Below are 25,408 nucleotides of genomic sequence, written 5' to 3'. Positions count from 1 at the left end.
GGGCTAGGCGCGGACGGCGATGCCGTCCAGGACCATCGACAGGTACTGCCGGGCGATCTCCTCGGGGCTGTGGCCGCCGCCCGGCCGGTACCAGGACGCGGCGACCCAGACGGTGTCCCGCACGAACCGGTAGGTGAGGCGGACGTCCAGGTCGGCGCGGAAGACGCCGTCGGCGACGCCCCGTTCGAGCGTGGTGAGCCAGGTCTTCTCGAAGCGCTGCTGGGACTCCAGGAGGTACTCGAAGCGGGTCTGGGTGACCAGGTTCCGGGACTCCTTCTGGTAGATCGCGACGGCCGCGCGGTGCCGGTCGATCTCCCGGAAGGACTCGGTGACGAGGGCCTCCAGCGTCTCGCGCGGGCCGAGCGGAGCGGCCAGGACCGCGTCGTACCCGTCCCACAGCTCGGTCAGGAACGTCCGCAGGATCTCTTCGAGCATCGACTCCTTGGAGTCGAAGTGGTAGTAGAGGCTGCCCGCGAGCATGCCCGCGGCGTCCGCGATCTTCCGGACGGTGGTGGCGTTGTACCCCTGCTCGGCGAAGACCTCCGCGGCGATGCCGAGCAGTTCGGCGCGGCGCTCGGGCGAGGGCGGCACCGGGGGCTTCTTCTGCTTGCGGGCCACCGGGGACGTGGCTGGGCTCTGGGTCGGCTGTTTCTGGGTCGGCACGGGCTCATTCTCCGCCTAGGGGTGCTGGCTGCTGACCGAGACCGTCTCGCCCGTCATGTACGAGGAGTAGCCGCTGACGAGGAAGACGATGACGTTGGCTATCTCCCAGGGCTCGGCGGGCCGGCCGAAGGCCTCGCGGGCGGTGAGCTCGTCGAGCAGCTCGGCGGTGGTGACCTTGGCGAGGTGGGGGTGCAGGGCGAGGCTCGGCGCGACCGCGTTGACCCGGATGCCGTGCGGGGCGGCTTCCAGGGCGGCGCAGCGGGTGAGGGCCATGACGCCCGCCTTGGCCGCCGCGTAGTGCGCCTGGCCTTCCTGGGCGCGCCAGCCGAGCACCGAGGCGTTGTTCACCAGGACGCCGCCCGTGCCGGTGGCGCGCAGGCGGCGCAGGGCGGCTCTGGTGCAGCGGAAGGTGCCGGTCAGGGTGGTGTCGACGACCTTGTGCCACATCTCGTCGGTCATGTCCGTGAGGGCGGCGGTGCCGCCCAGGCCCGCGTTGTTCACGACGATGTCCACAGCGCCGTGGCGCCGCTCCGCCAGGTCGAACAGCGCGGTCACGTCGGACTCGGCGGTCACGTCGCAGCGGACGCCGTCGACGCGGTCGGGGCCGAACTCGTCCGCGAGCGCGGTCACCGCCTCCTCGGTGCGGCGGGCGTGGGCGTCGCCGATGACGACGCGGGCCCCCTCCTCCAGGAAGCGGCGGGCCGTGGCCGCGCCGATGCCCGCGCCGGCCGCGGCGGTGACGACGGCGGCGCGGCCCGCGAGCAGACCGTGCCCCGGCACGTACGGCGGCGCTGCCATGGACGAATCCCCCGATCGTGTGCTCGACGGCTGACCGTCCTCACGATAATCTACCAAACACTTGTTAGGGAAGAGTGGACGGACGGCAGGGCGGGCGAGAGACGGGAGCAGGGGGATGGACCTCGACTTCACCCCGGAGGAAGAGGAGTTCAGGCTGCGGGCGCGCGCCTGGCTCGCCGCGCACGTTCCGCGCGCTCCGCTGCCCTCACTCGAGACCGAGGAGGGCTTCGCCGCCCACCGCGCCTGGGAGGGCACCCTGGCGGCGGACCGGTGGTCGGTGGTGTCCTGGCCGGAGGAGTTCGGCGGCCAGGGGGCCGACCTCGTCAAATGGCTCCTCTTCGAGGAGGAGTACTACGCGGCGGGCGCCCCGGGCCGCGTCTCGCAGAACGGGATCAGCCTCCTCGCCCCCACCCTCTTCGACCACGGCACGCCTGAGCAGCGCGCCCGGGTGCTGCCGCCGATGGCGCGCGGCGAGGTCGTCTGGGCCCAGGCCTGGTCGGAGCCGGAGGCCGGTTCCGACCTCGCGTCGCTGCGCTCCACGGCCCGGCGCGCACCCGGCGGCTGGCGGCTGAGCGGGCAGAAGACGTGGTCGTCGCGGGCCGCGTTCGCCGACCGCGCCTTCGGCCTCTTCCGCAGCGACCCGCGCGCGGATCGGCCGCACCGGGGCCTCACGTACGTGATGTTCCCGCTCGACGCGCCCGGCGTCACGATCCGCCCCATCGGCCGCCTCGACGGCAAGCCCGCGTTCGCCGAGGTCTTCCTGGACGACGTTTTCGTCCCCGACGAGGACGTGATCGGCGCCCCCGGCGACGGCTGGCGCATCGCCATGTCGACCACCGGCGACGAGCGCGGTCTGGCCCTGCGCTCCCCCGGCCGCTTCCTCGCCACCGCCGACCGCCTGGTCCGGCTCTGGCACGCGCACGGCGACCCCTCCGACACGGCGCTGCGCGACCGGGTCGCGGACGCGGTGATCGGCGCCCGCGCGTACCAGCTCTTCACCTGGGCCAACGCCTCGCGGTCGAGAGCGGGCGAAACGCTCGGCGCGGAGTCCAGCCTGAACAAGGTGTTCTGGTCGGATTACGACATCGCGGTGCACGAGGCGGCGCTGGACCTCCTGGGGGCGGACGGGGAGCTGACGGACACCGGAGAGCGCCCTCACCTTGCGTCGACCGACCCCGCGTCCCCCCGCCCGGCGCCCCCTGCCCCTGCATCGACCGACCCCGCGTCGACCGACCCCGCGCCCTGGACGGAGGGGTACGTCTTCTCCCTCGCCGGCCCCATCTACGCGGGGACGAACGAGATCCAGCGCGACATCATCGCCGAGCGCCTGCTCGGCCTGCCCAAGGGACGGCGCTGATGAGGTTCCTTCTGGACGACGAGCAGCGGGCGTTCGCCCGGGCCCTCGACGGCGTGCTCAAGGCGGCGGACACGCCCGCGGTGGCGCGGGCGTGGGCCGCGGGGGACCACGCGCCCGGGGCCGCGGTGTGGCGACGGCTCGCGGACGCCGGAGTGTTCACCCTCGCGGCCCCCGAGGAGTACGAGGGCGTGGGGCAGCTGCCCGTCGACACCGCCGTCGCCTTCGTGGAGCTGGGTCGGCACGCCGTTCCCGGGCCGCTGGTCGAGACCGTGGCCGCGGCGGCGCTGCTGTCGCGGCTGGCCGAGCTCGGAGTGCCGGGGCCCGCGAAGCGGCTGCTGCCGTCCTTGGTGACGGGTGCGGCGCGGGCGACCCTCGCCCTCCCCGACACCGGGCCGTACGTCCTGGACGCGGACGCCGCCTCCCTGGTCCTCGCCGTCGACGGCGGGCAGTTGCGGCTCGCCCCCGGGCACGCGCGCGTGCGGGCCTCCCTCGATCCGGCGCGGCGGCTCGCGCGGCCGCTGCCCGGCGGGGAGGTGCTCGCGTCCGGCCCCGCGGTGCCGGAGGCGGCACGGTGCGCCCTGCGCTGGGCGGCGCTCACCACCGCCGCGCAGTGCCTCGGCGTGGGGTGCGCGCTGCTCGACCGCACGGTGGCGTATGTGAAGCAGCGGACGCAGTTCGGGGTGCCGATCGGGTCCTTCCAGGCGGTCAAGCACCGCCTCGCGGAGGTCCTCGTGGGGCTCGAGTTCGCGCGGCCGCTGGTGTTCGGGGCGGCGGTGTCCCTCACCGAGGAGGAAGCCTGGGGGGACGTGGCCGCCGCCAAGGTCTGCGCGGCCGAGTCCGCGTACCGCTCGGCGCGGGCCGCGCTCCAGCTGCACGGCGCCATCGGGTACACCGCCGAGTACGACATATCCCTCTGGCTCCTCAAGGCCAGGGCCCTGCGCGGCGCTTGGGGCGGCACGAGCCAGTGGCGCGCCCGGGCGGTACCGCCGCCTGCCGGGCCCCGGGGTCGCTGACCAGCGGCCCGGACCGCTGACCGGCGGCCCGAGGCCACTGACCGGCGCGCCGACGCGGCGAAAGGGGGCACGCGGCGGCGCGGGGCACGAGCGGACGCGCGGGAGAAATCAAGCCGGTCCGACGGCTGCCGCCGGGCACCTCGGAGCGTCGGCGCGGCGGACGCGGGGGCGCCGCGCACCGGGCGGGCGGTCAGCGACGGCAGGGCTGCCCCGAGGTTGAGCGCGGGCACGGATGCGCGCGGAAAGGGCGGGAGAGTGGGGGGAATTGAGCCTGGCGGGCCAGGGCGGTCCGGTGGGGTCCGGCGAGGTGAAGGCATAGTGGGAGGGACCGGGCCCGGGCGCGCGGGCTGGCCGAACCGGAAAGAGGAGACTTCGTGCGTGTGATCGGCCTGATGTCCGGCACCTCCTACGACGCCATCGACGCCGGGGCCGTCGACCTCGCCCTCGACGGCGACCGCCTCGTCATGACCCCCCTGGGCCTCATCAGCCGCGGCTACGACGACGCGCTCCGCTCGGCCCTGTCCACCGCCCTGCCCCCGGCGGCCACCAGCCTCGCCGACGTCTGCCGCCTCGACACGCTCATCGGTCAGGCCTTCGCCGCGGCGGCCGTGGAGGCGGACCGGGAACTGTGCGACGGCCGCGCCGAGTTGGTGGCGTCGCACGGCCAGACCGTCTACCACTGGGTGGCGGACGGCCGGGTGCGCGGCACCCTGCAGATCGGGCAGCCCGCGTGGATCGCGGAGGCCACGGGCCTGCCGGTGGTCGCGGACTTCCGCCCGCGCGACGTGGCCGCGGGCGGCCAGGGCGCCCCCCTGGTGAGCCTGGTCGACCAGATGTGGCTGCGCGGCAGGCCGGGCACGCCCGTGGCGCTGAACCTGGGCGGCATCGCCAACATCACCGCCCCGGACGGCACCGCCTTCGACACCGGCCCGGCCAACGCGCTGATCGACGCGGCGGTGCGGGAGCTGACGCCGGAGGGCCGCGCGTCCCATCTGCCGTTCGACAGGGACGGGGAGCTGGCCGCGCGCGGCACCGTGCACGAGGAGCTGCTCGCCCGGCTGCTCGCGGAGCCGTACTACGCGCTGCCCGCGCCGAAGACGACGGGCAAGGAGCTGTTCCATCCGGCGTATCTGCGCGAGGCGTTGGCGGGCTTCGGACCGCTGGGCGCCGCGGACGTGGTGGCGACGCTCACCCGGCTCACGGCGGTGACGGTCGCCGACGCGGTGCGCGCGACGGGCGCCACCGAGGTGATCGCCTCCGGCGGCGGGGTCCGCAATCCCACGCTCATGGCGATGCTGCGGTCCGACCTCGGCACGGCCGTGCCGGTCCGCGGCTCCGACGAGCTGGGCCTTCCGTCGGCGGCCAAGGAGGCGTATGCCTTCGCCGTCCTGGGCTTCCTGACGGCCCACGGCCTGCCCGGCACCGTACCGACGAGCACCGGCGCCCGGCACCCGAGCGTGCTCGGCTCGATCACCCCTGGCCGCACGGGGTTCCGGCTGCCGGGCGTCACCGAGGCGGAGGCGCCGACCCGGCTCGTGGTCAACGGACACGCGCGCTGAGGCGAGCGACCGGCACCGGCACTGAGGCGGAGCGAGGGCCTCCTGGGCAAGGGCCCTCCCGGTGAGCGCGGCCCGCGCACGGCCCGACGCACCCCACCCCCTCCGGGCATATCCGTGCGACCGGGGCGAATCCCCGCCACCCGGCAGGAGTTGGCCGGATCCGGCGGACCCCTCTCATCGGGCTTTCAGGCGGTGCCCATACCCTGACGCCCATGACGCACGCGACTCCACCCGGCTGGTATCCGGACCCCGGGCAGACCCCTGGCGCCCCGCCGTCCGAGCGGTGGTGGGACGGGAACACGTGGACGGATCACGTCCGTGCGCCGGGCGGCAGCGACCTCCCCGCTCCCGGCCACCCCACTCCCGGCCACCCCGCGGCCGGCTACCCCGCTTCGGGCTACCCCGCCGCCCCGGGCTACCCGGCCGCGGCCTACCCCCAGCAGCCGCCCGGCCCGCCGCGGCGCCGCATACGCACGGCGATCGGCGTGGTCATAGCCCTCGCGGTGCTCGCGGGCATCGGCGGCGGGGTCTACGCGCTGACCGCCGACGACGATGACGACAAGGACAGCGCCAAGCCCCCGGCCCCGTCGGCGCCTTCGAAGCCGGGCCCGCAGGACGACGGCAGCGAGGAGCCCGACGGCTCGCCCTCGCCCGGCCCGTCCGGCCCGTCCGGCGGTCCGCAGACCGAGGAGGGCTACGCCACCGACACCGCGAGCGGCATCAGCCTGCCCGTCCCCGACGGCTGGGACGGCCAGTCGAACGTGGCGGGCGCGGGCGTGACGACCGGCAAGTACCCCTGCCCCGGCGACTCCGCCAAGCAGTGCGTGCGCGGCGGCGCCTTCTCCGCGCCCGCGGTCCGTCTGAAGGTCACCGCGTCGACCCCGGAGGCGGCGGCCAAGGCCGACATCAAGAAGAACGCGGCGGAGGCGTACGGCGGCACGATCTACGGCGGCGCCCCGAAGTCGCACGACCAGCTCGCGTCGAAGGCGGTCACGGTCGCCGGGCAGAAGGGCTATCTGGTCCGCTGGAAGGTCGACGCGCGCAAGGGCCCTGACGGCTACGTCCAGTCGCTCGCGTTCAAGTCCCCCGCCGACGAGATGACGATGGTCCTCGTCCGCTTCGGCATCGACGTCCACGACGACGCCCCGCCCCTGTCGTCCATGGACGAGATCACCAAGGGCATCAAGAAGGCCCGCGGCGGGGGCGGGGGCGGCGACGGACAGCAGGTCCACGCGCCCACGGGCGCCCGGGAACGGTAGGAAACCACCGCCGGGGCGGGCCGAGCACGCCCGGCCCGCCCCGGCGGTGGTGACGCGCCGCCCCCGTCCCCACGGTGCGGCGCGGCGGGCCCCGGTCCGGTCATCCCCCGGCCCCGGGCCCACGCTCTCAGTCGGCGGCGCCGCCCGCCGCGGCCGCGGACACCGCCGCGCCCGCCGGTCCCGAGCCGTCGCCCACGAGGCCGAGCCCGGGCAGCAGCACTGCGTCCACGAACCGCGTCAGATACTCCGCGTCCGCGTTCTTACCCTCCAGCATCGGCCGCACCCGCAGCACGCCGAAGAGCTGCGCGGCCACGAACTCCGCCGCCGGATGGTCCGCGGGCAGCTCGCCGCGGGCCACGCCCCGCCGGACGATGACGTCGATCGCCTGCACCTCCGGCTCCACCAGCGCCTCGCGCAGCGCCCGCTGGAGGTCCTCGTCCTGCTGGACGGCGTGGCTGAGCGCCTGCACCAGCATCGTGTCGCGCTCGCTCCACGCGGCGGCCGAGCGCGCCGCCTCGCGCAGGTCACCAGCCACCGAGCCGGTGTCGATGCCCGCGAACCGCACACAGCGGTTGGCCCGCAGCGCGGCGGCCACGAACTGGGGCTTCGTCTTCCACTGGCGGTAGAGCGTGGACTTGCTGCACCGGGTGGCGGCGGCGACGCCCTCCATGGTCACGGCCTCGTAGCCGCACTCCCGGAGCTGGTCGAGGACCGCGTCGTAGAACTCCTGCTCACGCTCGGGCGTCAGCTTGGAGCGGCGCGAGGCGGACGGCTTGCCGCACCCGTGCTCACGTACCGGTTCCCGCGACGTCATGGCTCTTCACTCCTCGGTAGGGCGACTCGCCCTGCCCACGTTATCGATACGCCAGTGTACCGGTACGCCTCCGTATCGGTACACTGGCGTATCGATGTGCGGCGTTCAGGGGTGCCCACATCACCGCACCACCCAGTCGTCACGTAAAGGGGCCGGGGCATGGAAGCCCGCGAATCCCGCACCGAGGCTGCCGAAGGGGAGCCCGGGATACCCCCGGGACCACCGAGGCCAGCCGCCGCACCACCGGCCGAGGCGGCCGGGCGCGCCGCCGCCCGGCCGCCCCTCGTCCGCGAGCTCCTCCTGGTCGTGGGGCTCTTCCTCGTCTACAAGTTCGGCAGGCAGCTCGCGAACGGGCACACCGGCGAGGCGCTGCGCAACGCGCACCGCGTCTGGGACGCCGAGCGCGCCCTGCGGCTGCCGGGCGAAGGCCTCGTACAGGACGCGCTGCTGCACGGCGACGGCGTCGTGCACGTGGCGAACACCTACTACGCGACCGTGCACTTCCCGGCGACGCTGCTCTTCCTGGTGTGGCTGTATCTGCGCCGGCCCCGGCACTACGTGTGGGCGCGGCGCGTCCTCGCCGTGCTCACCGCCGCCGCGCTCGCGCTGCACCTCGGCTTCCCGCTCGCGCCGCCCCGGCTGCTGCCCGCGGCGCACCTGGTGGACACCGCGCAGGTGTACGGGCCGTCGGTGTACGCGGCGAAGCCCGCGGCCGACACGATGGCCAACCAGTTCGCGGCGATGCCGTCGCTGCACTTCGGCTGGGCGCTGATGCTGGCGATCGGTCTGATCGTGGCGACCCGCTCCCGGTGGCGCTGGCTGTGGCTGCTGCATCCGCTGGTCACGCTCCTGGTGATCGTCGGGACCGCCAACCACTACTGGCTCGACGCGCTCGCGGCCGCCGCGCTGCTCGGCATCGCGCTCGCCGTCCTCCGGCCGCCGCGCCCGGCGCGCCCCGCGCGTTCGCGGGTGGTACGCCGCTCCGTGCCCGCGGAAGCCCCCGCCGCCGCTACTGCCGCCGAACTGGTCAGCTCCGGAGCCGGGCGGTGAGCGCCACCCTGCTCGCCGTCGCGCTCTCCCTGGTGTCGGCCGTGGCGTACGCCGCCGCGGCCGTCGCCCAGGAGCGCCTGGCCGCGCGCCTCACGGACAGCGGTCCCCGGCTGCTGGGGCTGCTCGGCAGCGGAGCCTGGTGGGCGTCCGTCGGACTCAACGCCTCCGCCGCGCTGCTGCACGTCGCGGCCCTGAAGTACGGGCCGCTCACGCTGGTGCAGCCGCTCGGCGCGCTCACCCTGGTCGCCGCCGTGCCGCTGGGCGCGCGCCTGGCCGGGCGGCGCGTGACCCGCCTCGAGTGGCGGGGCACGGGCCTCACCCTGATCGGTCTGGGCACGCTGCTGCTCACCGCGTCGGGGCCCGCGCCCGACGACACGCTGTCCCTGCCGGAGGCCCTGACGGTCGCCGCGGTGACGGCCGTCGTCATCGGGACGCTCTCGCGGCGCGGCGCCCGTCCGGGGCTGCGGCACGCGACCGCGTCCGGCTTCGCGTCGGGCGTCGCCTCCGCGCTCACGCAGACCGTGACGGTCGCGGCGACCGACGCCTCCGGGCCGCTGCTCAGCGCGCGGGTCGTGGTCGTGGCGCTGCTCGTCGCGGCGTTCGCCGTGGGCGGTCTCTTCCTGTCGCAGACGGCGTACCGCGGCGGCCTGGGCGCGCCGCTCGCCGTGGTCACGCTCGCCAATCCGGTGGCCGCGTCCGCGATCGGCGTCGCCCTGCTCGGCGAACGGCTGCGCGGCGGCGTGGGCGGGGTGTTCCTCGCGGCGGCGGGCGCGGCGCTCGCCGCGTACGGGGTGGTGCTCCTGACCCGGTCGCCCCGGGCCCCCGCGCCCGCCCCCGGCTCGCTGCCGTCGATCCCCGGCCAGCCGGAGCCCGCGGACGCGCTGTCCCCGGAAGCCCTGTCCGCGCGGCGCGGCTAGCGTCACCGGTACAACCGGCGCAACCGGCACGTACGGAAGCGGCCGCACTCCCCCAGGGGCGTGCGGCCGCTTCCTTCGGTACGGGCGTGCGTCAGCCGAGGCCGCGCGAGTCCTGCTTGAGGGCCGTGTCGACCGTCAGGGCCGTCGCCACGACCAGGCTCAGGAGCGGCTCCGGGAGCTGGAAGTGGATCTGGAGGACGTAGTTGTCCGCCGTCGTGAACATCGTCTTGGCGAGGCCTTCCCAGGTCTTCGTGATCCGGGCCACCTCGGTGTCGGTGTGGTCGACGATCGAGAAGTTCCAGGCGCGCCAGTTCTCCGCCTTGATGGCGCCGACCTGCTGGCCGTTGGCCATCATCGCGAAGTTGATCTTCCCGAAGACGTTCTGCTGGACGATCTCGCCGACCTGCTGGCCGTCGGGGCGCGCCACGATGACCCGCGACTTCATGAACTTGCGCGGGCGGGTCAGGCGCAGCTGCGGCTGGCCGTGGACGTCGCGGATCTCCAGCGTGTGCGTCATGAACTGATCGAGGCTGGAGACGAAGCGGGCGACCTTCTTGAGCGCGCTCTGGTCGACCTGGGTGACCGAGCCGAGCTGGTTGCCCGCCTGGTCCATGACCTTGTACTCGTTGGTCAGCTCGATGAGCTTGGCCTTCTGGTTCACCACCAGGACCGGCTCGGTGAACAGGGTGCCGCCGCCCTGCGCGCTCGGCGTGATGCCCGCCTGCTGCTGGACCTGGCGCTGGACCTTCGCCGGATCGGCCGGCGCGGGTGCCTGCTGCGGCGCGGCGAACGGCGCCTGCTCGGCGACGGCCTGCGCGGGAGCGGCGGCGGCCGGGCCCGCCTGGGGCGGGACCTGCTGGCCCGGCGTGCCCTGCTGGTCCGCCGTGGTGTGGTCGGTCCACTGCGCGCCGTCCCACCAGCGGAGCAGCTGGGCGGCACCCTGGGGATCGGGGTACCAGCCTGCAGGAGTGTTCGATTGCGTTGTCACCCGGGCACACTACCGTGCCCCCGGGTGGGCTCCGCCAGCCCCGCGTTCCACTCAGTGGAACGGTGTGAGCAGCACCTCCACGCGCAGCTCACCGTCGGCCTCACGGGCCGACACCGTCCCCACCCGTCCCGCGGCCCGGACGTCCCGCTCGGCGAGCGCGAAGCGGTCGAGCGTCCCGCGCGGGGCCCACAGCTCGACGGCCCCGACCTCGGCCCGCAGGGAGAGGCGGGCGAGGGACTTGGCCTTGCGGACGTGCGCGATGACCTCACCGGCCGTCGTGAGGACCGCCGGGTCCGCGTCCCCCGCGAGCGCCCGCAGCGCCGCGGCCGACGGCCACGCGGCGCGGTGGACGCTGCCGTCCGCGTACCAGGACCTGACCTCCTCGGTGACGAAGGGCAGGACGGGCGCGAACAGCCGCACCACCGTGTCCAGGGCCGTGTGCAGCGCCGCCCGCGCCGAGTCGCGTGCCGCCGCGTCGCCGTGGTCGCCGTACGCGCGGGCCTTGACCAGCTCCACGTAGTCGTCGCAGAAGTGCCAGAAGAACTGTTCGGCGCGCTCCAGGGCGCGCGCGTGGTCGAAGGCCTCGAACGCGGCCGTCACCTCGTCGACGGCCGTGGCGAGCGCGGCGAGCAGGGCGCGGTCGAGCGGCTCGGCCGCGGCCCGCGCGCCGGGGTCGGCGCCGATGCCGAGCACGAACTTGCCGACGTTGAGGAGCTTGGTCGCGAGCCGCCGCCCGATCTTCATCTGGCCGGTGTCGAAGGCGGTGTCCGTGCCGGGGCGGGCGCTCGCGGCCCAGTAGCGGACCGCGTCCGAGCCGTGCCGGTCGAGCAGGTCGGCGGGCGTGACGGCGTTGCCCTTGGACTTCGACATCTTCTTGCGGTCGGGGTCGAGGATCCAGCCGGAGATCGCGGCGTGCCGCCACGGCAGGCTGCCGTGCCCGGTGTGGGCGCGCACGACCGTGGCGAACAGCCAGGTGCGGATGATCTCGTGGGCCTGCGGCCGCAGGTCCATCGGGAAGACGCGGGCGAAGAGCTCCGGGTCCGTGCGGCGCCCTCCGGCGATCTGCGGGGTGAGCGACGAGGTGGCCCAGGTGTCCATGACGTCCGGATCGCCGGTGAAGCCGTGCGGCTTGCCGCGCTGATGCTCGTCGTAGCCGGGCGGGGTCTGCGCGCTGGGGTCGACGGGCAGCGCCGCCGGGTCCGGGACGATCGGGCGGCCGTGGTCGGGCCGTCCGTCGCCGTCGAGCGGGTACCACAGCGGGATCGGGACGCCGAAGAAGCGCTGGCGGCTGATCAGCCAGTCGCCGTTGAGGCCGCCGACCCAGTTGTCGTAGCGGACCTTCATGTGCGGCGGGTGCCACTGGAGCTCCGCGCCGCGCGCGAGGAGCTCGGTCCGCAGCCGCTCGTCGCGGCCGCCGTTGCGCAGGTACCACTGGCGGGTGGTGACGATCTCCAGGGGCTTGTCGCCCTTCTCGAAGAACTTCACCGCGTGCGTGACGGGGCGCGGCTCGCCGTGCAGATCTCCGGCGGCGCGCAGCAGCGCGACGACGCGCTCCCGCGCGGTGTGCGCGGTGGCACCCGCCAGTTCCGCGTACGCGGCGCGGGCGGCGGGCGAGGTGAGCCCGCTCGGCGCGGTCGGGAGGAAGCGGCCGTCCCAGCCGATGACCGGCCGGGTGGCGAGCCGCAGTTCGCGCCACCACGTGACGTCCGTGGTGTCGCCGAACGTGCACACCATCGCGAGGCCCGTGCCCTTGTCGGGCGCGGCCAGGTGGTGCGCGACGACGGGGACCTCGACGCCGAACAGGGGCGTGCGGACGCGACCGCCGACCAGGTCGCGGTACCGCTCGTCGTCCGGGTGCGCGACCAGGGCGACGCAGGCGGGCAGCAGTTCGGGCCGGGTGGTGTCGACGAGGACGGTGCGGCCGTCGGGGGCGTGGAAGCCGATCCGGTGGTACGCGCCCGGCCGCTCCCTGTCCTCCAGCTCGGCCTGCGCGACGGCCGTGCGGAAGGTGACGTCCCACAGCGTGGGCGCCTCGGCGAGGTAGGCGTCGCCGCGCGCCAGGTCGTCGAGGAAGGCGGCCTGCGACGCGGCGCGGGCCGGGGCGCCGATCGTCCGGTACGTCCGCGACCAGTCGACGGACAGGCCGAGCGTGCGCCACAGGTCCTCGAAGGCCCGCTCGTCCTCGGCGGTGAGGCGCTCGCACAGCTCGATGAAGGTGCGCCGGGAGACGGGGACCTGCCGCTTGCCGGGCCGCTCGGGCGGGGTGAAGTCCGGGTCGTGGGGCAGGGCGGGGTCGCAGCGGACGCCGTAGTGGTTCTGCACCCGGCGCTCCGTGGGCAGGCCGTTGTCGTCCCAGCCCATGGGGTAGAAGACGTTCTTGCCGCGCATGCGCCGGTAGCGGGCGACGGTGTCGGTGTGCGTGTACGAGAAGACGTGGCCGACGTGCAGCGAGCCGCTCACCGTGGGCGGTGGGGTGTCGATGGAGAAGACGGCGTCGCGCGGCCCGGTGCGGGCGGCGTCCGCGTCGAAGGCGTATACGCCGTCCTCTTCCCACCGCCGGGACCAGTACTGCTCAAGACCGTCGAGGACGGGCTTGTCCGGGGCGCCGCTCGGGCGGTGGGTGCGGGTCATGCTCCCGCATGCTAACCGCGCCCACCGCGCCGGGGCACGCCCGTTTTCCCGGGGGTCAGGCCGTGGCGAGGCCCGGGTCGCTCACTCCGGCGGTACCGGTCTCCACGTGTCCTGCCAGGCGCCGCAGGAACCCCGCGTCCGTGTCGGCGAGCACCGTCAGGTCGTACCAGCGCTTGCTGGCCCGCAGGTCCACCGTGTGCTGGACGGTGGCGCCCGGCTTGACCTGGAAGGTCTCCTTGCGGCCGCCGTAGGCGTTCGTCACCGTGAGGGCGCAGGCGGCGGACCCCGCGTTGGTGAAGGTCAGCTTGATGTTGCCGGTGGTGCGGTCGTGGCGGGCGGTGACCTCGGGCCCCGCCTTCTTGCCGGGGCCCCTGAAGGTGCGCAGGAAGCCGTTGGGGCCGAACACCGACAGGTCGTGACTGCCGCCGGAGTACGCCGAGTTCCAGGCGTCGGAGATCGTCTTCCCGGCCTCGGCGGTGTACGTCCAGGGGCCGTCGCCGCGGTTGCCCGAGCGCACGTGGAAGCAGACGCCCGCCGCGTCCCCGCCGCCGAAGGTGAGCCGGAACTTGCCGTCGGCCGGTGTCGCCAGGCCGTCGACCAGCGGCGCGTACGGCAGCGGGCGGGTGCGCCGGGAGCCGGCCTCCTGCTTCGGCAGGGCCGGGCTCGCGGGCGGCTTCGGGAAGTAGTCGGGGTGGCGCGCGCGGTCCGGCGGCTCGTAGCCGGAGGTGTCGGGCAGCGCGGCCGGGGCGGTGTCCTTGCCCGCGAAGTCGAACGCGGCGGTCAGGTCGCCGCAGACGGCCCGGCGCCACGGCGAGATGTTCGGCTCGCGCACGCCGAACCTGCGCTCCATGAAGCGGATGATCGAGGTGTGGTCGAGCACCTGGGAGCAGACGAACCCGCCGGTGCTCCACGGCGAGACGACGACCATCGGCACGCGCTGGCCGAGGCCGTAGTGCCCGGCGGCGTACTGGGCGTTGCCCGGGAAGTGGTCGAGCGCGGTCGCGACGGTGGACAGGCCCTGGTCCGCCGACGAGGGGACGTAGGGCGGCACGACGTGGTCGAAGTACCCGTCGTTCTCGTCGTAGGTGATGAACAGGGCGGTCTTGGCCCACACCTCGGGGTTGGCGGTGAGGGCGTCCAGGATCTGCGCGATGTACCAGGCGCCGTAGTTCACCGGCCAGTTGGGGTGCTCACTGAACGCCTCGGGGGCGGCGATCCAGGAGATCTGCGGCAGCCGGTCCGCCTTGACGTCGGCCTTCAGGAGGTCGAAGTAGCCGTCGCCCGCCTTGACGTTCGTCCCGGTGCGGGCCTTGTCGTAGAGGGGGTCGCCGGGCTTGGCACCACGGAAGGTGTTGAAGTAGAGGAGGGAGTTGTCGCCGTAGTTGCCGCGGTAGGCGTCCGCGATCCAGCCCCATTTGCCCGCCGCGTCCAGGCCGTCGCCGATGTCCTGGTACACCTTCCAGGAGATCCCGGCCTTCTCCAGGCGCTCGGCGTACGTGGTCCAGCCGTAGCCCGCCTCCTGGTTGCCGAGGACGGGGCCGCCGCCGGTGCCGTCGTTGCCGACGTGCCCGGTGAGCATGTAGTAGCGGTTGGGGTCGGTGGCCCCCATGAACGAGCAGTGGTAGGCGTCGCAGATGGTGAAGGCGTCGGCGAGCGCGTAGTGGAAGGGGATGTCCCCGCGCGTGAGGTAGGCCATGGTCCGCTCGGACTTGGCGGGGATCCACTGGTCGTACGCGCCGTTGTTGAACGCCCGGTGGCCGCCCGCCCAGTCGTGGTCGAGCCCGGCGATGAACTGCATGCCCAGGTCGTCCGCGTCCGGGTGGAACGGCAGGACCTCCTTGCCGCCGCCCTTCTGGTGCCACACCGGCTTGCCGCCGGGCAGCGTCACCGGGCGGGGGTCGCCGAATCCGCGCACGCCCTTGAGGGTGCCGAAGTAGTGGTCGAAGGAACGGTTCTCCTGCATCAGGACGACGATGTGCTCCACGTCCTCGATGGAGCCGGAGCGGCGGCGCGCGGGCAGGGAGGCGGCGCGGCCGATGCTCTCGGAGAGCGCGGAGAACGCGGCGGTGCCGCCGGCGAGTTGCAGGAAGCGGCGCCGGTTGAGTTCGGGCATGGGAAAGCGACCTCACGTGAAGTGGGGGGCGTGGGTGGGTGCAGTGTGTCAAGCGGAGCAAGGCTGACGGAAGAGGCGGGCGGTGCGGTGACCGCCGCGTGACGGGAAGGCCAACGTTGCCGCCCCGTGAACACGTTGTGTCCCCATGAACGCGTTGCGGCCCCGCGAACACGTTGCGCCCCTGTGAACACGTTGCGGCCCCGTGAACACTCCGCCGCCGGGGAATGCCCGCACGGCGGGCGGCCTTGTGATCAATTGGTGCGGTGCTCCGGTGCCGCGCGGACCGATCGCGGAGGAGAGCGAGGAGCGCATGGCCAAGGCGTATGTGTACACCCGGCACGGCGGGCCCGAGGTGGAGGCCCTCATCGACCGGGAGCCGCCGCGGCCGGGCCCCGGCCAGCTCCTCGTCGCCGTACGGGCCGCGGGCGTCAACCCCGTCGACCACAAGCTGCGCGGCGGCTACCGCAGGCCGGGCCAGGCGCCCGCGCGGCTGCCGGAGGTCCTGGGCAGCGAGGCGGCGGGCGTCGTGGCGGAGGTCGGCCCGGACGTCACCGGCTTCGCCGTGGGCGACGCGGTGTTCGGGTCCACGCTGACGGGCGGGTACGCCGAGTACACGCTGCTTCCGGTGGCGGTCGCCGCGCACAAGCCGGACGGCCTGTCGTTCGCGGAGGCGGCGGCCCTGCCCGTCGCCGCCGCGACCGCGTACGACGGGGTGCGCCAGCTCGACCTGCCCGCCGGGGCGACGCTCCTGGTCACGGGCGTCGGCGGCGGCGTCGGCGGCTACGCGGCGCGGCTCGCGCGCCACGAGGGTCTGCGCGTCATCGGCACGGCGAGCGAGGGCAAGAAGGAGTACGTCGAGTCGCTCGGCGTCACGCACGTGGCGCCGGGACCCGACCTGGTGGAGCGGATCAGGGCGCTCGCGCCGGACGGCGTCGACGGCGTCTTCGACCTGGTCGGCGGCGAGCACCTGCGGACCGTAGCCGAGCTGGTGGCGGACCGCACGAAGCTGATCACCGCGGGCGGCAAGCAGCTCGTCGGCGAGCTCGGCGGCTCCGCCGTCGCCCGGGCCCGCACCGCCGAGGTCCTGGACGCGGTGGCGGCGCTGGCCGCGGCGGACGTGCTGCGCCCGCACCTCACGGCCACGTATCCGCTGGAGCGGGCGGGCGAGGCCCTGCGGGCCGTCGAGTCGGGGCACGCGCGCGGCAAGGTCGTGATCGAGGTCGGGCGGTGACCGGCGGCGCGGCCGCGCACCCGCTGGACAATCCCGGGCTCGCCTCGCTGACCGGCCCGCACGCCCGGTTCGCCGAGCGGCGCGGGCGGGTGGTGCGCTACCCCGTGGACGTCTCGCCGTGGCTCGGCCTGCCCGCCGAACCGGACGCGGCGGACTGGACGGACCTGGTGGCCTTCGCCGGGGCCGACGGGTCGGTGCCGCTGCCCGGCGTGGGCGCGGCCGTGCCGACCGGCTGGGAGCTGACGTTCGACGTGGCGGGCGTGCAACTCGTGGACGAGGGCACGGCGGCCGCGCCCGACGCCGAGGCGGTGCGGCTCGGGCCCGGCGACGTGCCCGAGATGCTCGACCTCGTCGCGCGCACCCGGCCGGGCCCCTTCCTGCCGCGCACCGTCGAACTCGGCACGTATCTGGGCCTGCGGCACCGGGGCGCACTGGTCGCGATGGCCGGGGAGCGGCTGCGGCCGCCGGGGTTCACGGAGATCAGCGCGGTCTGCACCGACCCGGCGCACCGGGGGCGCGGGCTCGCGGCGCGGCTCGTGCGCGCCGTCGCGTACGGGATCCGGGAGCGCGGCGACACCCCCTTCCTGCACACCTCGGCGCGGAACACCGGGGCGATCCGCCTGTACGAGGCCCTCGGCTTCGGCCTCCGCCGCTCCATCCCGTTCCGGGCGGCGCGGCCGCCGCTGGTGGCGGTGGCGGCGGGCCGGGCGCCGGACGCCGGGGCGGGGACGGCGGCGGACGAGGCGGCGGAAAATGGGAGGACGGCCGTCCGTTCCGGTTGATAACTTCCGGATCATGGAACCACTCGGCGAGAAAGACATCCGCGCGTCCTTCGTGAACTGCTCCAAGGGCGAGGCGCGGCGCCTGACGCTGCCCCCGGGGTTCGCCGAGACCCCCTGGGACGACCTGGACTTCCTCGGCTGGCGCGACCCCAAGGCGCCGGACCGCGGCTACGTGGTGGCGCGGCGGGACGGCGGCGACCGCGACGGCCTCATCGGAGTGGCGCTGCGGGCGTCCACCGGGGCGCGCCGCAGCCTGCTCAAGTCCAGCATCTGCTCGGTGTGCGTGACCCCGCAGGCCGGGTCGGGGATCACGCTGTTCGTCGCGCCCCGCGCGGGCGAGGCGGGGCGCCAGGGGAACTCGGTGGGGCTCTACATCTGCGCCGACCTGGCGTGCTCGCTGTACGTACGGGGGAAGAAGACGTCGGCGCTCGCCCGCCGGTTCGAGGAGAGCCTGAGCCAGGAGGAGCAGAACGAGCGGACGCTCCGCAACCTCCACGGCTTCCTCGACCAGGTCGGCGAGACCGCCTAGCTACTTCAGGTAGGCCAGGGCGGGGTGGGCCTGCTGGTAGGCGGCGGTCAGGCGGCGCGCCACGCTGACCGAGTCGACCAGCGGGTGCAGGGCGAAGGCCTTGACCGCCGCCGCGCGGGAGCGGTCCTCCACGGCGGTGAGCACCTCGCGCTCCACGGCCTTCACCGCGCAGACGAGCCCCACCGCGTGCCCCGGCAGCGGGTCCACGGCCACGGGGTGCGCCCCGCTCGCGTCGACGAGGCAGGGTGCCTCCACCACGGCGTCCGCGTCGAGCACCGGAAGCGTCGTGCGGTTGCGGACGTTGAGGATCAGCGTCGTCCGCTCGTCGCGCGCGACGGCCCGCATCAGGGCCAGGGCGACGTGCTCGTAGCCGCCGGACTCCAGGTCCTCCTCGGCCCGCTCCCCGGCCCCCGCCGCCTCCCGGCTCGCCGCCATGTACGTCGCCTCGCGTTCGGCGCGGGTGGCGTCCCAGGTCTTGAAGGCGGGCGCCCCGGGCTCGCCCAGGGCGTCGTAGAACCGCGCCTGCTGCTCGTGCAGGAAGGCCCCGCGGGTCCGCTCGACCCGCTGGTAGGCGGCGACGGCCTCGCGGTTGAAGTAGTAGTAGTGCAGGTACTCGTTGGGGATCGCGCCCAGGGCCTGGAGCCAGTCGGCGCCGAAGAGCTTGCCCTCCTCGAAGGACTCCAGGAGGTCCCGGTCGGCGAGCAGGCGCGGCAGCTCGTCGCGGCCGTCGACCCACAGGCCGCGCAGCCAGCCCAGGTGGTTGAGGCCCGCGTAGTCGGCCCAGGCGCGGTCCGGCGCGATCCCGAGGAGGCGCGCGACGCGGCGGGCCAGGCCCACCGGCGAGTCGCAGATGCCGATGACGCGGTCGCCGAGGTGCCGGGACATCGCCTCGGTGACGAGCCCGGCGGGGTTGGTGAAGTTGATGACCCACGCCTCGGGCGCGAGCCGCGCCACGCGCCGGGCGATGTCGAGGGCGACCGGCACGGTCCGCAGGCCGTACGCGATGCCGCCCGCGCCCACGGTCTCCTGCCCGAGCACGCCTTCGGCGAGGGCGACCCGCTCGTCCGCGGCGCGGCCCTCCAGACCGCCCACGCGGATCGCGGAGAACACGAAGTCGGCGCCGCGCAGCGCCTCGTCGAGGTCGGTGGTGACCCGCACCTCCGGGGCGTCCGGCACGCCCGCGGCCTGCTCGGCGAGCACCCGCGCGATCGCGTCGAGCCGCCCCGCGTCCACGTCGTGCAGGACGACGTCGGTGACGCGGCCCTCCTCGTGGTCGTCCAGCAGCGCCCGGTACACGAGCGGTACGCGGAACCCGCCGCCACCGAGAATCGTCAGCCTCACGTCTGCGCCACCTTGCCCTCTGCTCGCCCTGCCCCACCGGGGACGTTCCCCTGAACTCCTACCACTTCAGCGGGGCGGCGCGCCGACCGCCCTGCCCGCCCAGGGCGGCGCCGCCTCGACGAGGCCCGCGTGCCGCTCCCGCACGGGCTCGGGGAACGGCACCGAGCGGCCCTGCTTCCGGTCCACGTGCAGCGCGAGCAGTTCGGTGGTCGCGACGGGCTCGGCGTCCGGCGCGGGTTCGGCGCCCGGCCCCTCGACGACGTACATCTCGTGGGCGAAGTGCAGCCTGCGCGCGAAGGAGCCGAGGACGCGGCTGCGGATCGCCAGGTGGGCGCCCTCGGCGACCTCGCGCAGGAACCGCACGTGGGCCTCGACGGTGTAGAGGGTGCCGCCCGTGGCGGCGCGGTAGTCGGCGTGCAGCCCCGTCGCCTCCATCAAGCCGTCGGTGGCGAAGCCGAACGCGACGGAGTAGTAGCCCTCGCTCAGGTGCCCGTTGTAGTCGATCCACTCGGGCGGCACGACCTGCCGGTACAGCGGCAGGGGGTGGCGGACTTCCCTGGTCATGCGGTCTCCTCACGGTTCGCTCCGGCGCACGGCGGCTCGCACGGGCGTTTGGCGCGCACCACACTTTCGCATCGGCGTATCACGCGATGGTGTGACCGCGGGCCCCGCGCCGCTTCGCGCGGCGCACCGGGGGTAGTGCCTGGCTGCCGTACGCCCCCTGTCTGAGGAGACCTCCGCATGCCACGGCCGACACGCCCCTTCGAACTGCCGGACTTCTACATGGTGCATCCGGCACGCCTCAATCCCCATGTGGACGAGGCGCGTTCGCACTCCCTGCGGTGGGCGCGCGGGATGGGCATGCTGGAGGGCTCGGGCGTCTGGGAGCAGGCGGACCTGGACGCGCACGACTACCCGCTGCTGTGCGCGTACACCCACCCGGACTGCGACGGGCCCGCGCTCTCGCTGGTCACGGAGTGGTACGTGTGGGTCTTCTTCTTCGACGACCACTTCCTGGAGCTGTTCAAGCGCACCCAGGACCGCGCGGGCGGCAAGGCCTATCTCGACCGGCTGCCCGCCTTCATGCCGATGGACCTGGCGACGCCGGTGCCCGGGCCGGAGAACCCGGTGGAGGCGGGCCTCGCGGACCTGTGGCGGCGCACGGTGCCCGCCATGTCCCTGGACTGGCGCGCCCGCTTCGCGCAGAGCACCCGCAACCTCCTGTACGAGTCGCTGTGGGAGCTGTCCAACATCAACGCCCAGCGGGTCGCGAACCCCGTCGAGTACATCGAGATGCGCCGCAAGGTGGGCGGCGCGCCCTGGTCGGCAGGCCTCGTCGAGTACGCGACGGGCGCCGAGGTGCCGGCCGCCGTCGCGGACGCGCGCCCGCTGCGCGTCCTCAAGGACACGTTCTCCGACGCGGTGCACCTGCGCAACGACCTGTTCTCGTACCAGCGCGAGGTCGAGGACGAGGGCGAGCTCAGCAACGGCGTCCTGGTCCTGGAGACCTTCCTCGGCTGTACGACGCAGGAGGCGGCGGACTCGGTGAACGAGCTGCTCACGTCGCGCATGCAGCAGTTCGAGGACACCCTGTTCACGGAGCTGGCGCCGCTGTTCGCCGAGAAGGCGCTGCCGCCCGGCCGGTGCGCGGACGTCCTCGCGTACGCCAAGGGCCTCCAGGACTGGCAGTCGGGCGGTCACGAGTGGCATCTGCGCTCCAGCCGCTACATGAACGAGGGCGCCACCGCCACGCCGTCGCCGCTGGTGAGCCCCTCGGGCATCGGCACCTCCACGACGGGCTTCAAGGCGCTGCTCGCCGCGACCGGCACGCAGCGGCCCCGGCGCTTCACGCACGTGCCGTTCCAGCGCGTGGGCCCTTCGCGGCTTCCGGAGTTCGACCTGCCGTTCACGACGACGCTCTCCCCGCACCTGGACCGCGCCCGGCGCGAGGTCGTCGACTGGTCGCTGCGGACGGGCCTGCTCCAGCCGCAGCCGGGCGTGCCGGCCTCGCACATCTGGGACGCGCACAAGCTGGCCCGGTTCGACTTCGCGCTGTGCGCGGCGGGCATGCACCCGGACGCCACGGCCGAGCAGCTGGACCTGGACGCGTGCTGGCTGACGTGGGGCACGTACGGGGACGACTACTACCCGGTGGTGTTCGGCAGGTCCCGCGATCTGCTGGGCGCCAAGGTGTGCACGGACCGCCTGACGCTGTTCATGCCGCTCGACGGCTCCCCGCCGCCGCCCCCGGCCAACGCCCTGGAGCGGGGCCTCGCCGACCTGTGGGCGCGCACGACCCGCCCCATGGACGCGGAGGGCCGTGCCACGCTGCGCCGGTCCCTGGTGGAGATGACGGACAGCTGGCTGTGGGAGCTCGCCAACCAGGCGCAGCACCGCGTCCCGGAGCCGGTCGACTACATCGAGATGCGCCGCCACACCTTCGGCGCCGACTTCACGATGAGCCTCAGCCGGCTCGCGCACGGCCGGCGGATCCCGCGGGAGGTCCTCGACAGCGGCCCGCTGCGCACCCTGGAGCACGCCGCCGCCGACTACGCGGCCCTGATGAACGACGTCTTCTCGTACCAGAAGGAGATCGAGTACGAGGGCGAGCTGCACAACGCGGTGCTCGTCGTGCAGAGCTTCTTCGACTGCGACCACCCCACCGCGCTGCGCATCGTCGACGACCTGATGCGGTCGCGCCTGAGCCAGTTCCAGCACGTGGTGGCGCACGAGCTGCCGGTCCTGTGCGCGGAGCTCGGCCTGGCCGCGGCGGCGCGCGGGGCCCTCGACGACTACGTGCAGGAGCTGCGGAACTGGCTGGCGGGCATCTACGTCTGGCACCGCGACTGCCGCCGCTACCGGGAGGAGTACCTCTCCCGCGGGCCCGTGCCGGTGCCGACGGGGCTCGGCATGGAGGTCGTGCGCCCCGCCTGGCTGCGGGAGCTCGCCGCCACGCCCCGGGCGCTCCCGGCCTGACCGGGCGCCGCCCTCAGTGGTGCCCGTCCCCGCTGTGGACCTGCCGGTACTCCTCCGCCGTCGGCTTCGGCACCTGGGCGCCGGGGCCGTACATGGCGCGCGAGAGCCGGGCCCGCAGGCGCTCGGCGCGGGGGACCTTGCGGACCACGCCGTTCGCGTCGACGAGCGGCTCGACCTCGTACGGTACGGGCTGCTCGTGCGCGGTGAGCGTGTACCGCTCGGCCTGGCTGAGCGGCTGATGGACCTCCACGTACTCGCCGTGCGGGAGGCGCTTGATGATGCCGCTCTCCCGGCCGTGCAGGACCTTGGCGCGGTCGCGCCGCTGGAGTCCCAGACAGATCCGGTACGTGACGACGTAGGCGAGCGGCGGCACCGCGAAGAACGCGATCCGCACGAACCACGTGATGGCGTTGATGGACAGGTGGAAGTGCGTCGCCCAGATGTCGTTGCCGCCGCCGACCATGAGCACGCCGTACAGGGAGAGCCAGGCCACGCCGAACGAGGTGCGCGCGGGGGCGTTGCGCGGCCGGTCGGCGATGTGGTGCTCGCGGCGGTCCTTGGTGACCCAGGCCTCCACGAACGGGTACGCCGCGATCACCGTCATGATCAGTGGGAACAGCGCGAACGGGATGAAGACGCCCAGTTCGAGGGTGTGGCCCCAGGCGTTGATCTCCCAGCTGGGCATCACCCGGATCAGGCCCTCGGAGAAGCCGAGGTACCAGTCGGGCTGGGCGCCGGTGCCGACCAGGTCGGGCCGGTAGGGGCCGAGCGCCCACACGGGGTTGATGGTGGCGACCGCACCCATGATCGCGAGGACGCCGAAGACGAGGAAGAAGAAGCCGCCCGCCTTGGCGACGTAGACGGGGAAGAAGGGCGCCCCGATGACGTTCCGCTCGCTGCGGCCGGGGCCCGCGAACTGGGTGTGCTTGTGGTAGAAGACCAGGATCAGATGGGCCACGATCAGGCCCAGCATGATTCCCGGCAGCAGCAGCACGTGCACCGCGAACAGGCGCGGAATGATGTCGTGGCCCGGGAACTCCCCGCCGAACAGGAAGAAGGAGAGGTAGGTCCCCACGACGGGGATCGACAGGATGGCGCCCTGCGCGAACCGCACGCCGGTGCCGGACAGCAGGTCGTCGGGGAGCGAGTAGCCGGTCAGGCCGGTGATCAGGCCGAGCATCAGCAGGGTCCAGCCGAACAGCCAGTTGAGCTCGCGCGGCTTGCGGAAGGCGCCGGTGAAGAACACCCGCATCATGTGCACCAGCATGCCCGCGACGAACACGAGCGCCGCCCAGTGGTGGATCTGCCGGATGAGCAGGCCGCCGCGCACCTCCATGCTGATGTCGACGGTCGACTCGTAGGCGCGCGTGACCAGGACGCCCTTCAGCGGTTCGTACGTGCCGTTGTACTCGACCTCCATGCCGCTCGGCTCGAAGAACAGGGTCAGCCAGATGCCGGTGAGGATCAGGATCAGAAAGCTGTAGAGGCAGATCTCGCCGAACATGAAGGACCAGTGGTCCGGGAAGACCTTGCGCAGCTGCGACTTGCCGAGGGTGTGGACGCCGAGGCGGCCGTCGGCCCAGTCGGCGATGCGCTCGCCCTTGGCGGGCGGGGTGGGGCGTCCGTCCTGACCGTGGTCCTGGGTGCGTTCGCTCATGCGGCTCCCCCCTCGGGCGCCTCCCAGGGTAGGCGCGGGCCCGTGCGGGGCCAACAGTGCGTACCGACACGGGAGTTGGCGCACTCCCCGGTCGCCGCTCCGCGAACGGGCTAGGCCGAGTCCTTCACCACGCTCCAGCCGCCGTCCACCACCAGGCTCGTCCCGGTGACGTAGGAGGCCTCGTCCGCGGCGAGGAACGCGATGGCCGCCGCCACCTCGTCGGGGGTGCCGAACCGGCGGGCGGCGGTGCCCACGACGCTCCGCTCCCGGTCCGCCGCGTCCATCCGGCCCCAGGCGGGGGTCAGGATCGGCCCCGGAAGCACGGCGTTGACCCGCACCTCGGGCCCGTACTCGACGGCGAGCTGGCCGCACAGGGACACCAGGGCGCCCTTGCTCGCCGCGTATCCGGGGTGGCCGGGGATGCCGTGCGTGGCGTGCACGGACGAGGTGACGACGACCGCGCCGCGGTGCGCGCGCAGATCGGGCAGGGCCGCCTTGACGCCCAGGAAGGCGCCGGTGACGTTCACGGCGAGCTGGTGCTCGAAGGACGCCCGGGTCATCTCGTGGACGGGGGCGACCTCGGAGGCGTAGGCGTTGCTGACGAGGACGCCGACCGGGCCGAAGCGGTGGGCGGCGGCGAGGACGCGCTCCCAGTCCGCGGCGTCGGCCACGTCCGCGCGGACGGACTCGGCCCGTCCGCCCGCGGCCCTGATGCCCTCGGCGACGGCCGCGCCGCGCTCGGCGGCGACGTCGGCGACGACCACGGCCGCGCCCTCGCCCGCCAGGCGCGCGGCGGTGGCGGCCCCGATGCCGGAGGCGGCCCCGGTGACGACGGCCACCCGGTCGGTGAAGCGAGCGCTTGCGTGCATGGCGAGGTCGTCCCCTCCGGTGGCAGCGGGCCGCGTCGTTCGCCCGCACGGTACCCCGGACGGGTGTGCGGGGACGCGTACGGGTGTGTGGCGAAGGTGTGACAGCGGGCGCGGAACGACCGGCGCGGCCCGCTCTATTCTGGAGAACTGTTCCGCGCCGTCGGGGAACAGCTCCCGGACGCGGAACGAGCCGAACGCTCCAAGCAACCGGGGGAATTGATGTCAGGCTTGGCGTGTACCAGGATCCTCCTGGTCGATTCGCATCCCATCTCACTGACCGGACTCCGCACCATCCTCGACGGCTGTCCCGACCTCCGGGTCGTCGCCGTCGCCGAGGACGGCACGGGCGCCGCGGCCCGCTTCCGCGAGCTGCGGCCGGACGTCGTGGTGGTCAACTCGCACACCGGCGCGGCGGAGGCGCTCGCCTGCGTGTGCGCCCTGTCCCGGCCCGCCCCGCCGCGGCCCGCGAACGTCCTGGTGCTGCTCGACAACGTGGACGCCGCGGCCGGGCAGGTGCTGCGGGTCGGCGTGCGCGGCCTGCTGTCCAGCGCGAGCGGCTCGGGCGAGCTGGCCGCCGCCGTGCGCGCCACGGCGGCGGGCCGCCCCGCGGGCGTGCCCGCGCGGGCACCGGGCGCGGGGGCCGCGCCGCTGCGCCGCCTCACCGACCGGGAGACCGAGGTCTTCAAGCTGGTCGCGCGCGGCTTCAGCAACGCGGAGATCTCCCGGGAACTGACGCTCAGCGAGAGCACGGTGAAGTTCCACATCCAGCGGATCATGGAGAAGCTGGGCCTGCGCAACCGCGTGCACGCGGTGATCTTCGCCTACGAGAAGGAGCTGATCCGCGTCGGCTCCTGAGCGGCG

21 protein-coding genes are annotated in these 25,408 nt (G+C 74.2%); 11 read left to right on the top strand and 10 right to left on the bottom strand.

Features of this window, described 5'->3' with window-relative positions:
* Positions 1 to 3: 3 nt before the first annotated feature.
* The gene (locus IG74_RS0101420; RefSeq protein ID WP_078868493.1) at positions 4 to 663 is read right to left on the bottom strand and encodes a TetR/AcrR family transcriptional regulator; all 660 of its coding nucleotides are present in this window, start codon (positions 661 to 663) and stop codon (positions 4 to 6) included.
* Positions 664 to 678: 15 nt separating this feature from the next.
* Positions 679 to 1,461, bottom strand: coding sequence for an SDR family oxidoreductase (locus tag IG74_RS0101415; protein WP_030668119.1), 783 nt, complete (start codon positions 1,459 to 1,461; stop codon positions 679 to 681).
* A 115-nt stretch (positions 1,462 to 1,576) separates the two neighbouring features.
* Here IG74_RS0101415 and IG74_RS0101410 point away from each other — a divergent pair, with 115 nt between their 5' ends.
* The 4 genes from IG74_RS0101410 (at position 1,577) to IG74_RS0101395 (ending at position 6,649) form a co-directional block, all read left to right on the top strand.
* Positions 1,577 to 2,818 (top strand): acyl-CoA dehydrogenase family protein, encoded by a 1,242-nt coding sequence (locus tag IG74_RS0101410; protein WP_030668116.1) that lies wholly within the window; start codon positions 1,577 to 1,579, stop codon positions 2,816 to 2,818.
* Positions 2,818 to 3,831 carry an acyl-CoA dehydrogenase family protein gene (locus tag IG74_RS0101405; protein WP_030668113.1) on the top strand — a complete coding sequence of 338 codons (1,014 nt, stop codon included), beginning with the start codon at positions 2,818 to 2,820 and terminating at the stop codon, positions 3,829 to 3,831. The genes IG74_RS0101410 and IG74_RS0101405 overlap by 1 nt, the downstream gene beginning before the upstream one ends.
* A gap of 374 nt (positions 3,832 to 4,205) precedes the next feature.
* Complete coding sequence (locus tag IG74_RS0101400) at positions 4,206 to 5,390, top strand: anhydro-N-acetylmuramic acid kinase (protein ID WP_030668109.1); 1,185 nt, start codon at positions 4,206 to 4,208, stop codon at positions 5,388 to 5,390.
* 212 nt (positions 5,391 to 5,602) lie between these two features.
* Complete coding sequence (locus IG74_RS0101395; protein ID WP_030668106.1) at positions 5,603 to 6,649, top strand: DUF2510 domain-containing protein; 1,047 nt, start codon at positions 5,603 to 5,605, stop codon at positions 6,647 to 6,649.
* Positions 6,650 to 6,776: 127 nt separating this feature from the next.
* Here the strand turns inward: IG74_RS0101395 and IG74_RS0101390 are convergent, their stop codons facing one another.
* Positions 6,777 to 7,463: a TetR/AcrR family transcriptional regulator gene (locus tag IG74_RS0101390; protein ID WP_078868492.1), complete on the bottom strand. Its 687-nt coding sequence runs from the start codon at positions 7,461 to 7,463 to the stop codon at positions 6,777 to 6,779.
* Positions 7,464 to 7,622: 159 nt separating this feature from the next.
* On the opposite strand from IG74_RS0101390, the gene IG74_RS0101385 reads away from it, so the two are divergent.
* Together IG74_RS0101385 and IG74_RS0101380 are read left to right on the top strand one after the other, a co-directional pair.
* Positions 7,623 to 8,513, top strand: coding sequence for a phosphatase PAP2 family protein (locus tag IG74_RS0101385; protein WP_078868491.1), 891 nt, complete (start codon positions 7,623 to 7,625; stop codon positions 8,511 to 8,513).
* Positions 8,510 to 9,430 carry a DMT family transporter gene (locus IG74_RS0101380; protein ID WP_078868490.1) on the top strand — a complete coding sequence of 307 codons (921 nt, stop codon included), beginning with the start codon at positions 8,510 to 8,512 and terminating at the stop codon, positions 9,428 to 9,430. Before IG74_RS0101385 ends, IG74_RS0101380 begins: the two co-directional genes overlap by 4 nt.
* 91 nt (positions 9,431 to 9,521) lie before the next feature.
* Here the strand turns inward: IG74_RS0101380 and IG74_RS0101375 are convergent, their stop codons facing one another.
* The 3 genes from IG74_RS0101375 to IG74_RS0101365 are packed head-to-tail and all read right to left on the bottom strand — an operon-like array spanning position 9,522 to position 15,162.
* On the bottom strand, positions 9,522 to 10,418 hold the full coding sequence (locus tag IG74_RS0101375; protein WP_030668093.1) for a phospholipid scramblase-related protein: 897 nt from the start codon (positions 10,416 to 10,418) through the stop codon (positions 9,522 to 9,524).
* Positions 10,419 to 10,469: 51 nt separating this feature from the next.
* Positions 10,470 to 13,049: a valine--tRNA ligase gene (gene valS, locus IG74_RS0101370; RefSeq protein ID WP_030668090.1), complete on the bottom strand. Its 2,580-nt coding sequence runs from the start codon at positions 13,047 to 13,049 to the stop codon at positions 10,470 to 10,472.
* A gap of 55 nt (positions 13,050 to 13,104) precedes the next feature.
* Positions 13,105 to 15,162, bottom strand: a complete 2,058-nt coding sequence (locus tag IG74_RS0101365) for a phosphocholine-specific phospholipase C (protein ID WP_030668087.1) — start codon at positions 15,160 to 15,162, stop codon at positions 13,105 to 13,107.
* 310 nt (positions 15,163 to 15,472) lie between these two features.
* Here IG74_RS0101365 and IG74_RS0101360 point away from each other — a divergent pair, with 310 nt between their 5' ends.
* Genes IG74_RS0101360 through IG74_RS0101350 form a run of 3 tightly spaced genes read left to right on the top strand, consistent with a single transcriptional unit; the run spans position 15,473 to position 17,704 of the window.
* A complete protein-coding gene (locus tag IG74_RS0101360) occupies positions 15,473 to 16,393 on the top strand; it encodes an NADP-dependent oxidoreductase (protein ID WP_030668084.1) in 921 nt (306 codons plus the stop codon).
* Positions 16,390 to 17,175 carry a GNAT family N-acetyltransferase gene (locus IG74_RS0101355; protein ID WP_051854426.1) on the top strand — a complete coding sequence of 262 codons (786 nt, stop codon included), beginning with the start codon at positions 16,390 to 16,392 and terminating at the stop codon, positions 17,173 to 17,175. Before IG74_RS0101360 ends, IG74_RS0101355 begins: the two co-directional genes overlap by 4 nt.
* Before the next feature lie 13 nt (positions 17,176 to 17,188).
* On the top strand, positions 17,189 to 17,704 hold the full coding sequence (locus IG74_RS0101350) for an FBP domain-containing protein (RefSeq protein ID WP_030668077.1): 516 nt from the start codon (positions 17,189 to 17,191) through the stop codon (positions 17,702 to 17,704).
* On the opposite strand, the gene IG74_RS0101345 is transcribed toward IG74_RS0101350, so the two are convergent.
* Positions 17,705 to 19,045, bottom strand: a complete 1,341-nt coding sequence (locus IG74_RS0101345; protein WP_030668074.1) for a 6-phospho-beta-glucosidase — start codon at positions 19,043 to 19,045, stop codon at positions 17,705 to 17,707.
* Positions 19,046 to 19,111: 66 nt separating this feature from the next.
* Positions 19,112 to 19,609, bottom strand: coding sequence for a thioesterase family protein (locus IG74_RS0101340; protein ID WP_030668071.1), 498 nt, complete (start codon positions 19,607 to 19,609; stop codon positions 19,112 to 19,114).
* A 177-nt stretch (positions 19,610 to 19,786) separates the two neighbouring features.
* Between IG74_RS0101340 and IG74_RS0101335 the strand changes: the two genes are divergently transcribed.
* Entirely contained in the window at positions 19,787 to 22,021 is a 2,235-nt protein-coding gene (locus tag IG74_RS0101335) for a terpene synthase family protein (protein WP_030668066.1), read from the top strand.
* 13 nt (positions 22,022 to 22,034) lie between these two features.
* Here the strand turns inward: IG74_RS0101335 and IG74_RS0101330 are convergent, their stop codons facing one another.
* Positions 22,035 to 23,678 (bottom strand): cytochrome b, encoded by a 1,644-nt coding sequence (locus IG74_RS0101330; RefSeq protein WP_030668063.1) that lies wholly within the window; start codon positions 23,676 to 23,678, stop codon positions 22,035 to 22,037.
* A gap of 110 nt (positions 23,679 to 23,788) precedes the next feature.
* Complete coding sequence (locus IG74_RS0101325) at positions 23,789 to 24,547, bottom strand: SDR family NAD(P)-dependent oxidoreductase (protein ID WP_030668060.1); 759 nt, start codon at positions 24,545 to 24,547, stop codon at positions 23,789 to 23,791.
* A gap of 228 nt (positions 24,548 to 24,775) precedes the next feature.
* On the opposite strand from IG74_RS0101325, the gene IG74_RS0101320 reads away from it, so the two are divergent.
* Positions 24,776 to 25,402: a response regulator transcription factor gene (locus tag IG74_RS0101320; RefSeq protein WP_051854425.1), complete on the top strand. Its 627-nt coding sequence runs from the start codon at positions 24,776 to 24,778 to the stop codon at positions 25,400 to 25,402.
* Positions 25,403 to 25,408: the final 6 nt, after the last annotated feature.

The organism is Streptomyces sp. NRRL B-1347, assembly GCF_000720325.1.
Classification (GTDB): Bacteria; Actinomycetota; Actinomycetes; order Streptomycetales; family Streptomycetaceae; genus Streptomyces.
The sequence above is the reverse complement of the archived record's forward strand: the minus strand, read 5'-3'. Positions and strand labels throughout refer to the sequence as shown.

Coding starts and splice junctions, on each gene's coding strand:
- IG74_RS0101415 (WP_030668119.1), bottom strand. CDS start 1,461: ATGGCAGCGCCGCCGTACGTGCCGGGGCACGGTCTGCTCGCGGGCCGC.
- IG74_RS0101410 (WP_030668116.1), top strand. CDS start 1,577: ATGGACCTCGACTTCACCCCGGAGGAAGAGGAGTTCAGGCTGCGGGCG.
- IG74_RS0101405 (WP_030668113.1), top strand. CDS start 2,818: ATGAGGTTCCTTCTGGACGACGAGCAGCGGGCGTTCGCCCGGGCCCTC.
- IG74_RS0101395 (WP_030668106.1), top strand. CDS start 5,603: ATGACGCACGCGACTCCACCCGGCTGGTATCCGGACCCCGGGCAGACC.
- IG74_RS0101390 (WP_078868492.1), bottom strand. CDS start 7,463: ATGACGTCGCGGGAACCGGTACGTGAGCACGGGTGCGGCAAGCCGTCC.
- IG74_RS0101385 (WP_078868491.1), top strand. CDS start 7,623: ATGGAAGCCCGCGAATCCCGCACCGAGGCTGCCGAAGGGGAGCCCGGG.
- valS (WP_030668090.1), bottom strand. CDS start 13,049: ATGACCCGCACCCACCGCCCGAGCGGCGCCCCGGACAAGCCCGTCCTC.
- IG74_RS0101365 (WP_030668087.1), bottom strand. CDS start 15,162: ATGCCCGAACTCAACCGGCGCCGCTTCCTGCAACTCGCCGGCGGCACC.
- IG74_RS0101360 (WP_030668084.1), top strand. CDS start 15,473: ATGGCCAAGGCGTATGTGTACACCCGGCACGGCGGGCCCGAGGTGGAG.
- IG74_RS0101350 (WP_030668077.1), top strand. CDS start 17,189: ATGGAACCACTCGGCGAGAAAGACATCCGCGCGTCCTTCGTGAACTGC.
- IG74_RS0101340 (WP_030668071.1), bottom strand. CDS start 19,609: ATGACCAGGGAAGTCCGCCACCCCCTGCCGCTGTACCGGCAGGTCGTG.
- IG74_RS0101335 (WP_030668066.1), top strand. CDS start 19,787: ATGCCACGGCCGACACGCCCCTTCGAACTGCCGGACTTCTACATGGTG.
- IG74_RS0101330 (WP_030668063.1), bottom strand. CDS start 23,678: ATGAGCGAACGCACCCAGGACCACGGTCAGGACGGACGCCCCACCCCG.
- IG74_RS0101325 (WP_030668060.1), bottom strand. CDS start 24,547: ATGCACGCAAGCGCTCGCTTCACCGACCGGGTGGCCGTCGTCACCGGG.